Source organism: uncultured Candidatus Pelagibacter sp. (assembly GCF_943788075.1).
In the GTDB taxonomy this organism is placed as follows: Bacteria; Pseudomonadota; Alphaproteobacteria; order Pelagibacterales; family Pelagibacteraceae; genus Pelagibacter.
This window is the reverse complement of sequence record NZ_CALSOW010000001.1, coordinates 156,839-170,819: the sequence shown is the minus strand read 5'-3', so window position 1 is coordinate 170,819 and position 13,981 is coordinate 156,839. Positions and strand designations below refer to the sequence as shown.

At 31.8% G+C, this 13,981-nt stretch carries 16 protein-coding genes; 14 read left to right on the top strand and 2 right to left on the bottom strand.

The window, feature by feature from the left end; translation table 11 throughout:
* The first annotated feature begins 7 nt into the window (after window positions 1-7).
* The 7 genes from Q0X98_RS00985 to Q0X98_RS00955 are packed head-to-tail and all read left to right on the top strand — an operon-like array spanning window position 8 to window position 5,794.
* Window positions 8-592 (top strand): TRAP transporter small permease subunit, encoded by a 585-nt coding sequence (locus Q0X98_RS00985; RefSeq protein ID WP_297681079.1) that lies wholly within the window; start codon window positions 8-10, stop codon window positions 590-592.
* On the top strand, window positions 582-1,943 hold the full coding sequence (locus Q0X98_RS00980; protein ID WP_297680571.1) for a TRAP transporter large permease subunit: 1,362 nt from the start codon (window positions 582-584) through the stop codon (window positions 1,941-1,943). Before Q0X98_RS00985 ends, Q0X98_RS00980 begins: the two co-directional genes overlap by 11 nt.
* Before the next feature lie 6 nt (window positions 1,944-1,949).
* Complete coding sequence (locus tag Q0X98_RS00975; RefSeq protein ID WP_297680569.1) at window positions 1,950-3,278, top strand: amidase; 1,329 nt, start codon at window positions 1,950-1,952, stop codon at window positions 3,276-3,278.
* A 1-nt stretch (window position 3,279) separates the two neighbouring features.
* Window positions 3,280-3,456 (top strand): hypothetical protein, encoded by a 177-nt coding sequence (locus Q0X98_RS00970; protein ID WP_028036020.1) that lies wholly within the window; start codon window positions 3,280-3,282, stop codon window positions 3,454-3,456.
* 17 nt (window positions 3,457-3,473) lie between these two features.
* Window positions 3,474-4,379 (top strand): DMT family transporter, encoded by a 906-nt coding sequence (locus tag Q0X98_RS00965; protein ID WP_297680565.1) that lies wholly within the window; start codon window positions 3,474-3,476, stop codon window positions 4,377-4,379.
* Between the two features lie 10 nt (window positions 4,380-4,389).
* A complete protein-coding gene (locus tag Q0X98_RS00960) occupies window positions 4,390-5,181 on the top strand; it encodes an alpha/beta hydrolase (RefSeq protein ID WP_297680563.1) in 792 nt (263 codons plus the stop codon).
* 49 nt (window positions 5,182-5,230) lie between these two features.
* Entirely contained in the window at window positions 5,231-5,794 is a 564-nt protein-coding gene (locus tag Q0X98_RS00955) for a hypothetical protein (RefSeq protein ID WP_297680561.1), read from the top strand.
* Here Q0X98_RS00955 and ftsY read toward each other — a convergent pair.
* Both ftsY and dapF read right to left on the bottom strand, forming a co-directional pair.
* Complete coding sequence (gene ftsY / locus Q0X98_RS00950; RefSeq protein ID WP_297680559.1) at window positions 5,787-6,704, bottom strand: signal recognition particle-docking protein FtsY; 918 nt, start codon at window positions 6,702-6,704, stop codon at window positions 5,787-5,789. The genes Q0X98_RS00955 and ftsY overlap by 8 nt on opposite strands.
* A complete protein-coding gene (dapF, locus tag Q0X98_RS00945) occupies window positions 6,704-7,528 on the bottom strand; it encodes a diaminopimelate epimerase (RefSeq protein WP_297680557.1) in 825 nt (274 codons plus the stop codon). Before dapF ends, ftsY begins: the two co-directional genes overlap by 1 nt.
* Before the next feature lie 161 nt (window positions 7,529-7,689).
* Between dapF and ffh the strand changes: the two genes are divergently transcribed.
* Genes ffh through leuB form a run of 7 tightly spaced genes read left to right on the top strand, consistent with a single transcriptional unit; the run spans window position 7,690 to window position 13,962 of the window.
* Window positions 7,690-9,048, top strand: coding sequence for a signal recognition particle protein (gene ffh / locus Q0X98_RS00940; protein ID WP_297680556.1), 1,359 nt, complete (start codon window positions 7,690-7,692; stop codon window positions 9,046-9,048).
* A 15-nt stretch (window positions 9,049-9,063) separates the two neighbouring features.
* Complete coding sequence (rpsP, locus tag Q0X98_RS00935) at window positions 9,064-9,585, top strand: 30S ribosomal protein S16 (protein WP_297680554.1); 522 nt, start codon at window positions 9,064-9,066, stop codon at window positions 9,583-9,585.
* A gap of 15 nt (window positions 9,586-9,600) precedes the next feature.
* Complete coding sequence (trmD, locus tag Q0X98_RS00930; RefSeq protein ID WP_297680552.1) at window positions 9,601-10,287, top strand: tRNA (guanosine(37)-N1)-methyltransferase TrmD; 687 nt, start codon at window positions 9,601-9,603, stop codon at window positions 10,285-10,287.
* Between the two features lie 16 nt (window positions 10,288-10,303).
* Window positions 10,304-10,843, top strand: a complete 540-nt coding sequence (gene rplS, locus Q0X98_RS00925; protein ID WP_320415249.1) for a 50S ribosomal protein L19 — start codon at window positions 10,304-10,306, stop codon at window positions 10,841-10,843.
* Window positions 10,844-10,854: 11 nt separating this feature from the next.
* The gene (gene leuC / locus Q0X98_RS00920) at window positions 10,855-12,258 is read left to right on the top strand and encodes a 3-isopropylmalate dehydratase large subunit (RefSeq protein ID WP_297680550.1); all 1,404 of its coding nucleotides are present in this window, start codon (window positions 10,855-10,857) and stop codon (window positions 12,256-12,258) included.
* A complete protein-coding gene (gene leuD / locus Q0X98_RS00915) occupies window positions 12,258-12,863 on the top strand; it encodes a 3-isopropylmalate dehydratase small subunit (RefSeq protein ID WP_297680548.1) in 606 nt (201 codons plus the stop codon). The genes leuC and leuD overlap by 1 nt, the downstream gene beginning before the upstream one ends.
* Window positions 12,856-13,962 carry a 3-isopropylmalate dehydrogenase gene (leuB, locus tag Q0X98_RS00910; protein WP_297680546.1) on the top strand — a complete coding sequence of 369 codons (1,107 nt, stop codon included), beginning with the start codon at window positions 12,856-12,858 and terminating at the stop codon, window positions 13,960-13,962. The genes leuD and leuB overlap by 8 nt, the downstream gene beginning before the upstream one ends.
* The last annotated feature ends 19 nt before the right edge of the window (window positions 13,963-13,981 follow it).

The window sequence follows — 13,981 nt, the reverse complement described above, 5'->3', positions numbered from 1 at the left end:
TTATATGATGAAATTTTTCATTAAATTTGCTGACACTTTAAGTACCTCGATGGGTAAAGCTTTTTCATGGTGTATTGTAATTTTAATGGGTGGAACAGTTTATGAAGTGGTAATGGCTTACGTTTTTAATGCGCCCACTTTATGGAATTTTGATTTTAGTATGCAAATGTACGGTGCAATCCTTATGATGTCTGGTGCATATTGCCTTGCAACGGAAGCGCATGTAAGAGGTGATGTTATTTACAGATTGTTTAGTCAAAGAACTCAAGCTTGGATAGATCTAGTTCTTTATTTTTTATTTTTCTTCCCAGGTGTTATTGCTTTAGCTTTTTATGGATATGAGTATGCAGCTCTTGCATGGAAAATTAAAGAAACTAGCTGGAGTAGCCCTGCACAAATTCAAATTTATATGGTTAAATCAATGATACCAGCAGCGGGTGTATTGCTAATCATTCAAGGTATTAGTGAAGTATTTAGATCAATTATATGTATTCAAACAGGTCAATGGCCAGCAAGGCTTGTTGTTGCAGAAGAAACAGAGCAAGTGCTTATGAGGGCAGCTCAAGATGAGGATAAAAAAAATGTTATTTAGTCTGACAAATCCAGAAGTAGCAATTTTGATGATGGGCATATTTTTGTTTGCTGTTCTTCTAGGATTTCCAATTGCTTTTACACTAATGGCAATGGGAATTGGGTTTGGTTATTTTGCTTATTACGATGCTACGATGATGGAGCACATATTTGATAATAGAATATTCCAATTATTTGTTCAAAATACTTATACGGTAATGGACAACAACGTGCTCACTGCAGTTCCATTATTTTTATTTATGGGTTACCTTGTTGAAAGAGCTGGGATAGTTGCAAAACTATTTTTTGCAATAAGACTAGCTGCACACAGACTTCCCGCATCAATGGCAGTTGCTGCTTTAATAACTTGTACATTATTTTCTACTGCAACAGGTATTATTGGTGCTGTTGTTACTTTAATGGGATTACTTGCGTGGCCAGCAATGGTTAAAGCTGGTTATGATAAAAAATTTGCATCAGGAATTATTTGTGCAGGTGGATGTTTAGGAATTTTAATTCCACCAAGTATTATGTTGATTGTCTATTCGGTAATTGCACAATTATCCCCACTAAGATTATTTGCTGCAGCAATATTTCCAGGTTTAATGTTAGCTGGTCTTTATATTGCCTATGCAGTTACTAGAGCTTGGATAAATCCCTCAATTGCACCAAAACCACCTGCTGAAGATATTCCACCAAGAGCAGAAATTTTAAAAGAGGTTTTAGTTTCTTTTGTCCCATTATTTGGATTAATAATGTTAGTGCTTGGAACAATTTTAGCAGGAATAGCAACACCCGCAGAAGCAGCAGCAGCCGGAGCATTTGGAGCAATATTATTGTCTTGGTTTTACAAAACTCTAAAATGGCAAAACTTTAAAGAGTCTGTATTTTTAACAGCAAAAACTACTGCAATGATCATGTGGTTATTTATTGGATCTTGGACTTTTTCTTCAGTATTTTCTTATTTAGGTGGCCATGAAGTATTTGAACATTTCTTTACGTCAATTAATATATCAACTTGGCAGTTTTTAGTAATAACTCAAATCATAATATTTCTTTTAGGTTGGCCATTAGAGTGGACAGAAATTTTAATTATTTTTGTTCCAATATTTTTACCTTTATTAGAAGTATTTGGTGTTAATCCATATTTCTTTGCAATGTTAATAGCGCTTAACTTACAAACATCTTTTTTAACTCCCCCAATGGCAATGTCAGCTTACTATTTAAAAGGTGTTCAAAAAAGTAATGTAGAATTAATGGAAATTTTTAGAGGAATTATGCCATTCTTAGCTATTGTAATTTTTGCAATGTTTTTAATGTATATGTTTCCAGGAATTGCATTATGGTTACCCGAAACATTATTTGCAGACTAGATAAAAATGATAGATATACTTTCGCTAAAAGTTGAAGAGATTGTCGCTAAAATAAAAGATGCTCAACTGACATCAGTAGAAGTTTGTCAAAAATATATTGAAAGAATTAATAAATTTGAAAAAGATGTAAAAGCTTGGGTTCATTTAGATAAAAAGCTGTTACTTGAAAAAGCAGAAGAGGCTGATCAACATAGAAGGTCAGGTAAACCAACAGGTCCATTGCATGGAATCCCTGTTGCACTAAAAGATATTATAGGAACAGTTGATATGCCAACTGAATGTGGAACTCCAATTAGAAAAGGTAAATCTTACTCCCAAAATGCTGAAATAGTAGACTTACTTATTTCTGCAGGAGCAATAATTATGGGTAAAACAGCCACTTCTGAACTTGCTTATCTTGGTCCTTCAAAAACTACAAACCCCCATGATCATTCAAGAACTCCAGGTGGTTCTTCAAGTGGATCAGCTGCATCAGTTGGATCTTTTATGGCCCCATTATCAATAGGTTCACAAACAGGAGGATCAGTTATTAGACCTGCATCTTATTGCGGTGTTGTTGGTTACAAACCATCATATGGATTAATTTCAAGAAATGGAGTTTTAAAAACATCAGAGAAATTAGATCATATTGGAGTATTTGGAAGATCTGTTGAAGATGTTGCCTTGCTGGCAAAAGTTTTGATTAAAAAAGATAATCATGACAAAGCGACCATTTATTATTCAAGTGAAGATATGTTTAGTGAAACAAAAAAAGGACCCTTGTTTGAACCAAAATTTATCTTTTACAAAACAGATCATTGGAAGTTAATTGATAAAAAATCTAGACAAGCATTCGAATATTTTATTAAATCTTTTAAAAAGAACATTGAAGTTTTTGATACACCTTCATATTTCAAAGATATTCATAAATACCATCAGATAATTCACGAAACTGATTTAGCAAATAACTTTAGTCTTTATTACAAAAAATATAAAAAAAAATTATCTAAATATATGCAAGATGCAATTGCAAAAGGTAATAAGCATTCAGCTAAAGAATATGCTGAAGCTGTAGATTTTATGAAAAGAAGTTACGACTCTTATGAAGAAGTATTTGAGGATTATCATGGTGTTTTAACACCTTCTAGTCCAGGTGTAGCTCCCAAAGGTTTAAAAAGTACTGGTACGGCAGAATTCAATAAGGTTTGGTCATATCTTGGCACCCCATGTATCTCACTACCATTGTTGCAAGGTGAAAATGATATGCCTTTAGGAGTGCAACTTGTAGGGGCCCGTTATGATGATCATAGATTTTTAGGTGTTGCTAATTGGTTAGAAAAGGAATGTAATAAATAAAATGCAAAAATTTACAACACTACTTGGTTCTTTACTTGCTGCCTCTTTTTTAATTGGTTTAGCAACAACTTTGACACGATCTACAATGATAGGTTTTTTTGATGTGTTACCAGTTTATATATTAATGGCTATTGCAATATTTATGATGGTCTATGAAGCATTCTTCGACAAAAAATAGTTTTTAATTAAAAAAAATTGTCTAACAAAAAAAATAATTTTTTAGCTTTCTCTCTTTTATTTATTCAGCCCATTTTTATGGCATCTAATTTAATAGTTGCCAGAGGTGGGGTTGAGTATGTTCCTCCAATTTCATTGGCATTCTGGAGATGGACTGTGGTTGTTCTATTACTTTTGCCATTTACATATTCATTATTAATCAAAAATTCAAAAATAATTAAAAAAGAGTTTAAAAGACTTTTCTTTTTAGGTGCAATGGGATGTGGTGTTTGTGGAGCGTTCCCTTTTTTAGCTGGAGAAACAACAACAGTTACAAATATGGGAATTATTTATACTTCTTCACCTATATTTATTATTATGATTTCAGCAATTTTTTTTAATGAAAAAATTAATTTTATTAAAATTATTGGCTTAGTTTCTTGCTTAATTGGGGTTTTTGCAATTATTATTAAGGGTGATTTAAATTTATTATTAAATTTAAATTTTACAATAGGTGATCTATGGATGTTGGCCGCTGCTATTGGTTGGGCTCTTTATTCTATTTACCTTTTTTATTGGAAGTCAGAATTACCAATTTTTCAAAGATTTACATTAGTTGCCTTTTTTGGTGCAATTAGTTTATTACCTTTTTACATAATTGAAGAGGTTGTTGTTCAAAGAACTATATTTAATTCACAATTTTTTTTATGGGTTGTGTTTGCTGCAATATCGCCAGGGATAATTGCATTTACTCTTTATACTAAAGCTCAAAAGAGTTTAGGTGCATCGTTAACTGGTTTTACACTTTATATTTTCACAATTTATGCTGCAATTTATGGGTTTATGTTTTTTAATGAAAAATTAGAATCTTTTCATTATTTGGGTACTGTTTTAGTATTCTTTGGTGTTTATTTAGCAAAAAAAAATTATGAAACTAAAACGTAGGAATTTTTTTTTGGAATTTATTATTGGAATAATTGTTGTTTATGTATCAGTATTAATTCTGCTTTTTATTTTTCAAAGAAGTTTAATGTACCATCCACTAGAGAATAATTACTCTGGAGATAAATTGGAAGTTGAAGTAGAGAAAGTTAAGATTGCAACTTCTGACAACATAAATTTACTTGGTTGGTTGCATAAAAAAGATTTTAAGAAATTTAAAACAATAGTTTATTTCCATGGTAATGCTGGGACACTTGAAAATAGAATTCATAAATTGAACCACTTTAAAGATATAGATGTTAATTTTTTAATAATAGCTTGGCGAGGTTTTAATGGAAACAAAGGAAAACCCTCCGAAGAAGGACTTTATATAGATGCAAATAGCACAATTTTATGGCTTAAAGAATTAGGTTTAACAGAAGAAAACATAATACTTTATGGAGAGTCGCTTGGAACTGGTGTTGCAATTGAGATAGCTCAAAGTAAGGATTATGCTGGTTTAATTCTCGAGACACCTTTTACATCAATGGTGGAAGCTGCAAAAAACTTTTATCCATATATTCCAGTGTCCTTTTTATTAAAAGATAAGTATGACAATCAAAATAAAATCAAAAATATAAATATACCAGTTTTAATTATGCATGGCGAAGTTGATCAAATAGTTCCTTTTTGGATGGGTAAAAAAATTTATGAAATTGCCAATCAACCAAAATATTCTCATTTTACAAAATTTGACGATCATATGATGGAATATGACGAAAATCTTTTGTTTGCGTTAAAATCCTTTATAAAAAGTTTAAATTAAGCCACATTCTAAACAAATATAGTACAAATTCTTTTTTTAGATTTTATAAGTGAGAAAAACACTATTAATACTTATTATTTTTCTATCTTTTAAAAATTTTGTTTTAGCAGAAGAAAATAAGTCACTGATTGATAATTTATTTCATATAGATCAGATGAACTCACATGATGAAAATTTTGCTCTATATTTTAAAACCAGAGAGAAGGCAATATTAGCAAGAGGGGAAAACAGTAATTACATAAATGACTTTCCTAAAGATCTTTATATGTACGATTATGAAAAAAAAATTTCATATCCATTGATTTCTTATGAGTGGTTTCCCAAAAGAGCAAAATATTTCCTTGAAGAATATGACTTTCCTGTTTTTCCTGATGATTTTGCTTATTATTTATTAAAAGATAACAAAACATTAGTAATGATAAGTGCTGTGAAAAGTTTAAATGCAAATTTTAAATTTGATATTAGTGAAAAAAAATTAGAACTTTATCCAAACAATGGAAAATTTGACTTTATTATTTCATCTATAGCTAAAAATTGTGGACATGATAATTTTAAGGAAAATTATAAGTGCAGCTTCTATAAACCTTTAATTTCAAGTACTTTAATCAATTAATTTGAGTAAAAGCATCGGCAAATTTTTCTGCTTCAAAAATTTGTAGATCATCCTCTTTTTCTCCTAAGCCCAGAGCAATAATTGGAAGCTTATATTTTTTTGCAACAGCTAAAAGAATTCCTCCCTTAGCTGTACCATCTAACTTAGTCATTATTAAACCTGTTATTGGAATAATTTTATTAAATTCCTCAACTTGATTAATTACATTTTGACCTGAAGTAGCATCTAAAACTAAAATCACATCATGAGGAGCCTTAGGGTCTATTTTTTTTGTTACATTTGCAATTTTTTTATACTCCTCCATCAAATTTTTTTTATTTTGTAATCTTCCAGCTGTATCAATTAAAACTTGATTAAAGTTATTTGCAATTGCTTCTTCTATTGCTTTGTATGCAACAGATGCTGGATCTGCACCTTGTGAGGATTTAGTTATCTCAACCTCTACTTTGTTTGCCCAATTTTCTAATTGTTCAATAGCTGCAGCCCTAAAAGTATCTGATGCTGCAAGCATAACTTTATTTCCATTAGCCTTTAAAATTTTACTAATTTTTCCAATGGTTGTTGTTTTACCAACCCCATTAACACCTGAAACTAATGTTGCATTAATTTTTTCTTTTTTTTGAAAAAAAGATTCATTTTCAAGAGGTTTCATTAAAGAAATAATATACTCTTTTAAGATTGTGCTTATTTCCTCAGCAATGTCTTTTTTTGGATCAATTTTACTATCTGAGATTATTTCCTTTATTTCTGAAGCAGCAATAACCCCGACATCTGATTGAATTAAATATTCCTCAATTTTATCTAATGTTTTGTCATCTATTTCTTTTTTTACAACTATATCTCTTAAACCAGATGTTAAGGCAGATGCGCTTTTCTTAAAACCAGATTTAAATTTATCAAAAATTCCCATTAAATATTAATCTCAATATTCTTAATATCTGAGACAGGTCCTTTCATATGAATACTATTATTTTCATCAATTGATATTGATAATCTACCAAGTGCAAACTCAATATCAGTTGTTTTATCAGTTAGTTCATTAATATTTGCTGCCACAGCAGTAGCACATGCAGCTGTTCCACACGCTTTTGTAAGACCAGCTCCTCGCTCCCAAACCTTAACTTTAATTAATTTTTTATTAATAACTTGTGCAAGGGTGACATTACATTTTTCTGGAAAATATTTATGATTTTCTATCTCAGGTCCAATTTTTTTTAAATTATAGTCTTCAATATTATCTACAAAAAAAACAACATGGGGATTTCCTACATTTACAGAAGTACCACCTATATGTTCGATATTATTTTTGTTAACAATTTTAATTTTTAAATTTTTTGTATCTAAATTTTGATCTAATGGAATTTCATTCCAATTAATTTTTGGAACTCCAATTTCAGTTTCTACTAAATTATCACCTAAAATCTGAGATTTTAATGCACCAGAAGAAGTCCAAAGTATAATTTCTTTATCATTATTTTCTTTTGATAAAAGATCAGCCACACATCTAGTGCCATTCCCACATGCACCAGAAATGCTTCCATCTGAATTATAGAACTCTAATCCAGCATCTTTCTCATTATTTTTTTTAATAAATATTAGCTGATCACATCCAATAAAATTACGATCACATATTTTAACAATCTGATCTTTGGTTAGATTATAATTTTGACTTCTTTGATCAATAATCACAAAATCATTGCCTAAACCATCCATTTTAAAAGCTTTAATATCCATATATAGATATTTAACTTATTTATTGACTTTTTGAACCTCTATTATAGGTTGTCCTCGTTTCCGCAAAAACATTAACTTTGCGGTGTCTTTGGAAACAAAGAGATCGACACTAGTCAGCGAGGCTTCGCCCACTAGTGCGATTACTGCTGTGCGTAATAATTATGTTTGAAAATTTAACAAGTAAATTCGAAGAAATTTTTTCTTCTTTAAAAAAAGCCCCTTCACTTGATGAAGCTCAAGTAGACGAAGGCTTAAAAGGCATCAGGCAGGCTCTATTAGAGGCCGATGTTACCTTAGAAGTAGCTAAAGAATTTATCGAAAATGTAAAACCAAAAGTTTTAGGTCAAGAAATTATTAGGTCAACCTCTCCTGGAGATATGGTTGTAAAAATTGTTTATGATGAATTAGTTAATCTTTTAGGTGGATCAAATAATGAGATAAATCTTAGTGCTGTGCCGCCAGTTCCTATGATGCTTGTTGGATTACAAGGTTCGGGAAAAACAACAACTACTGCAAAATTAGCTAAATATTTAGAGGCCAATAAAAAGAAAAAAGTAATGATGGTCAGTCTTGATATTTATAGACCCGCTGCGCAGGAACAACTTAAATCACTTGGGGAACAAAATAACATTTTAACTTTGCCTATTATTGAAGGTCAGCAACCGACAGATATTTGTCAAAGGGCAATTAGTGCAGCCAATTTAAATGGAGCTGAGATTATTTTATTCGACACTGCTGGTAGAACTCAAATTGATTTACAAATGATGAGTGAAATTAAGCAAATTGAAAATGTTATAAATCCTACAGAAACTTTTTTAGTTGCAGATTCTTTAACTGGACAAGTTGCTGCATCAGTTGCTAAAGAGTTTAAAAATACTGTCAATCTTTCAGGAATAATTTTAACTAGAGCAGATGGAGATGCAAGAGGTGGTGCTGCAGTTAGTATGAAATATGTTTCTGATGTCCCAATTAAATTTTTAGGTATTGGTGAAAAAATTGATAATCTTGAAGTATTCCACCCCGATAGAATAGCTAACAGAATTCTTGGAATGGGAGACATAGTATCTCTCGTTGAAAAAGCTGCACAAGATTTAGGTGAAGAAAATATTAAAAAAGCAGAGGAGAATTTAAAAAAAGGCCAATTTTCAATGCAAGATTATCTAACTCAGTTGAGACAAATGAAAAAAATGGGAGGTATTGAGGGCATAATGTCTTTTATGCCTGGTGTTTCAAAAATGAAATCTCAAATGGACTCAGCTGGAATTGATGAAAGTATTATTACAAAAAATGAAGCTATTATTTTGTCGATGACTAAAAGAGAAAGAGAGAACCCAAAACTTATTGATGGTTCTAGAAAAAAAAGAATTGCTAATGGCTCTGGCACAGATCCAGCCACTATCAATAAATTGCTAAAGCAATTTAAAATGATGTCTGAAATGATGAAGAAGATGTCAAAAGGAAATCTGAAAGGTATGTCTGATAAAGGGATACCGCCAGAGCTATTTAATCAATTAAAATAATAAAAAGGAGAAAGAATGTTAAAACTAAGATTATCAAGAGGTGGAACAAAAAAACGACCCGTTTACAAAGTTGTTGTAGCAGATAGTCGTTTCGCAAGAGACGGAAGATTTATTGAGAAAGTGGGATTTTTTAATCCTCTTTTACCTAAAGATAAAAAAGAAAGAGTTGGTCTTGAAGCTGAAAGAATTAAGTATTGGTTAGGTCAAGGTGCTCAACCAACAACTAGAGTTGCTAGAATTTTAGGTGAAAACGAATTAATGCCAATGCCTGCAAATGGTAACAATCCTAAAAAAGCTGTTCCAAAAAAAGAGAGAAAAAAAGAAGGTGAAGAAGCTCCAGCAGCTCCTAAAGCGGCACCAGCAGCAGAGGCTCCTAAAGAAGAAGCTCCAGCAGCAGAAGCGGCACCAGCAGCAGAGGCTCCTAAAGAAGAAGCTCCAGCAGCAGAAGCGGCACCAGCAGCAGAGGCTCCTAAAGAAGAAGCTCCAGCAGCAGAAGCGGCACCAGCAGCAGAGGCTCCTAAAGAAGAACAAAAATAATTTAAAAAATTATTTATGTGGCAAGCTCAAGTGTTTACACTTTATCCAGAAGTTTTTCCTGGGCCTTTATCAAAAGGCCTATATGGAAAAGCTTTATCTAAAAATTTATGGAATTTAAATATTGTAAACATTAGAGATGCAGCTGAAGACAAACACAAAACAGTTGATGACACTCCCTATGGAGGAGGTTCTGGGATGCTTTTAAAAGCAGATATTCTAGCAAAATCTTTAGATAAAAATAAAATTGAAGGTGAAAAAGTAATTTATTTATCACCAAAAGGTAAAAAATTTGATCAAAATTATGCTCGAGAATTATCAAATGAGAAATCGGTATCTTTCATTTGTGGTCATTTTGAAGGTGTTGATGAAAGAGTGCTATCTACTCGAAACATAGAGGAGATAAGTATTGGAGACTATATTTTATCAGGAGGAGAAACAGCAGCATTTGTTGTGATTGACAGCATATTAAGACTTTTGCCTGGAGTTTTGGGCAATGAAAACTCTAGGGTTGAAGAAAGTTTTGAAAATGGTTTATTGGAGTACCCACAATACACAAAACCTCAAATTTGGGAGGAAAAAGCTGTTCCAGAAGTACTATTATCTGGTGATCACAGTAAAATTAAAGACTGGCGTTTATCTCAATCTGAGGCTATAACACGCGTCCGAAGACCAGATTTATGGCAAAAATATAAGAAGAATTAACTTGATAAATATTGATATGAAAACAATTGAAGAAATAAACCAACACAACGTTAAAAAAATACTATCAGAGAAAAAAATTCCAGATTTCTATCCAGGAGATGTAGTTAAAGTTGGTGTTAGAATTACAGAAGGTAAAAAAGAAAGAATTCAATATTTTGAAGGTGTTTGTATTGCTAAAAAAAGTAGAGATTTAAATTCTTCTTTTACAGTTAGAAAAATTTCTTTTGGAGAAGGTGTTGAAAGAACTTTCCCATTATATGGAACACTTATAGATTCAATTAAAGTAATAAGATCAGGAAAAGTAAGAAGAGCTAAACTTTACTACTTAAGAGATAGAACTGGTAAATCAGCAAGAATTGCAGAAAAAATAAGAAAGAAAATTGGGATAGATGTTGATGCAAAACCTGAGACTGTAACAGAAGAAAACGTTGCACCAGTTGCAGAAGCTCCTAAAGAAGAAACTCCAGCAGTAGAAGCAGCACCAGCTGCAAAAGTTCCAGCAGAAGAGGCTTCAAAAGAAGAACCAAAATCAGAAAGCCCTTCAGAAAAAAAATAATTTTTTTTTCAATGTCCACTACTCTTTACGATAAAATTTGGAATGATCACTTGGTTGATCAACAAGATGATGGAACAGCCTTATTATTTGTTGATAGACATTTAGTTCACGAAGTAACAAGCCCTCAAGCTTTTGAAGGTTTAAGAAATTCAAATAGAAAAGTTAGACACCCTAATTTAACTTTAGCTGTAGCAGATCACAATGTACCTACGACAGATAGAACAAAAGGAATAGCTGATGCAGAGTCTAAAATACAAGTTGATACATTAGAGTCTAACTGTAAAGAATTTGGAGTTCAACTTTTTGGAATGGATGACAAACGTCAAGGGATAGTGCATATAATTGGACCTGAACAAGGTTTTACTCAACCTGGAACAGTAATAGTTTGCGGTGATAGTCATACAGCAACACACGGTGCTTTTGGGTCACTAGCATTTGGCATTGGGACATCTGAAGTTGAACATGTTTTGGCAACACAAACACTAGTTCAAAAAAAAGCAAAAAATTTTAGAATAAATGTTAATGGTCAATTACCTTTAGGTGTGACATCAAAAGATGTAATACTTCAAATTATTGGAAAAATTGGAACAGCTGGTGGAACAGGTTCAGTCATTGAATATGCCGGTGATCTAATTAGATCCTTAAGTGTTGAGCAAAGGATGACTATATGCAATATGACAATAGAAGGTGGAGCAAGAGCAGGCTTAATAGCACCAGACGAAAAAATATTTAATTACTTAAAAGGAAAACCTATGTCTCCAAAAGGAGATAATTGGGAAAAAGCTTTAAATTATTGGAATACTCTTCAAACGGATGCAGATGCAAGTTTTGATCAAGAGTTGAGTTTAAATGCAGGTGAAATTTTACCAATGATTACTTGGGGGACTTCTCCTCAAGATGTAATTACTATAGATGACAAAGTTCCTAACCCTCAAAGTGAAAGTGATGAGGATAAAAAAAATTCTATTGAAAGAGCTTTAAAGTACATGGGTTTAAAACCAGATATGGCTGCTAAAGACATTAAAATAGATAAAGTATTTATAGGAAGTTGTACAAATGGCAGAATAGAAGACTTAAGAGAAGCAGCTAAAATTTTAAAAGATAAAAAAATATCATCACATGTGAATGCAATGGTTGTGCCAGGCTCTGGTTTAGTAAAAGAGCAAGCTGAGCAAGAAGGTTTAGATAAAATATTTGTAAACTCTGGTTTTGAATGGAGAGAGCCAGGTTGTTCAATGTGTTTAGCAATGAATGCTGATAAATTAAAACCTGAAGAAAGATGTGCCTCTACTTCAAACAGAAATTTTGAAGGACGACAAGGAAGAGGTGGCAGAACTCATCTAGTTAGTCCTGGTATGGCAGCAGCAGCAGCAATATCTGGAAGCCTAGATGATGTGAGGAAGTATCAAAACTAATGCAAAAATTTAATACATTAAAAAGTGTGCCTGCATATCTACCGATAGTAAATATTGATACAGACATGATTATTCCAAAACAGTTTTTAAAGACAATTAAAAGAACTGGACTTGGAAAAAATTTATTCTTTGAAATGAGATATGATGATCAAGGTAAAGAAATTAGTGACTTTATTTTAAATCAAAATCCTTACAATGGTTCAAAAATTCTAATTGCAGGAAAAAATTTTGGATGTGGCTCTTCAAGAGAGCATGCACCTTGGGCACTATTAGATTTTGGGATAACTTGTGTGATCAGCTCTAGTTATGCAGATATATTTTATAGTAATTGTTTTAAAAATGGAATTTTACCTATAATTCTAGAAGAAGAAAAAATTAAAGAATTATCAGAATATGCAAACAGAAAAGAGGAAATTTCAGTTGATTTAAATCATGAAAAAATAGTTTATGGAAATAACGAAATTAAGTTTGATGTAGACCCGTTTAAGAAAAAGTGTCTGCTTGAAGGATTAGATGATATTGCTCTTTCTTTAAAAAAGTCAGATAAAATTGAAAACTTTGAAACAAATCTAAAAAATCAAAAACCATGGATTTTTAATGATTAAAGTTAAAAAAAGAAAAATACTTTTATTGCCAGGTGATGGTATTGGCCCCGAAGTTATTGGTGAAGTAAAAAAAATTATTAATTGGTTTAATGATAACAAATCTTTAGATTTTGAAATAGATGAAGATCTAGCCGGTGGTTGTTCGTATGATAAACATGGAACACCTATAACCGATGAAGTATTTTACAAAGCTTTAGAAAGTGAAGTGATTATGCTAGGGGCTGTTGGAGGTCCTAAATGGGATAATTTAGAATTTTCAAAAAAACCTGAAAGAGCATTACTAAAACTTAGAAAAGAATTAAAATTATTTGCAAATTTAAGACCTGCTATTTGTTTTGAACAATTAGTTGATGCATCAACATTAAAGCCAGAAATCGTATCAGGATTAGATATAATGATAGTAAGAGAATTGACTGGTGGAATATATTTTGGCGAGCCAAGAGGAATTAAACCAATAGATAATGGTGAGAGAAAAGGAATTAATACTCACACATACACAACTAGCGAAATTACTAGAGTAGCAAGAATTGCTTTTGATTTAGCTAAAAAAAGATCTAACAAAGTTACTTCGTGTGAAAAATCAAATGTAATGGAAGCGGGTCAGCTTTGGAAAGAAGAAGTTCAAGAGCTTCACGACAAAGAATATAAAGACGTGGAATTAAGCCATATGCTTGCTGATAATTGTGCAATGCAGCTTTTAAGAAACCCAAAACAATTTGACGTGATAGTGACTGACAATTTATTTGGTGACATGCTTTCAGATCAAGCTTCAATGCTTACAGGATCTTTAGGACTTCTGCCATCTGCATCTTTGGGTGCAAAAAACAAAGATGGTGAAATGAGAGCTATGTATGAGCCTATTCATGGATCAGCACCAGATATTGCAGGCAAAGGAATAGCAAATCCGATTGCATCAATATTAAGTTTTGCAATGGCTCTTAGATATTCATTAGATCTAGATAATGAAGCAGATGCTTTGGAAAAAGCAGTTCAAGACGTACTAAATGATGGTCTTAGAACAAAAGATATTCTGTCTGAAGGTATGAAAGAGACCTCAACTTCTGAAATGGGTGACGCGATAATTTCAAAATTGCAATAATTCTAGAATTATTCTAAAG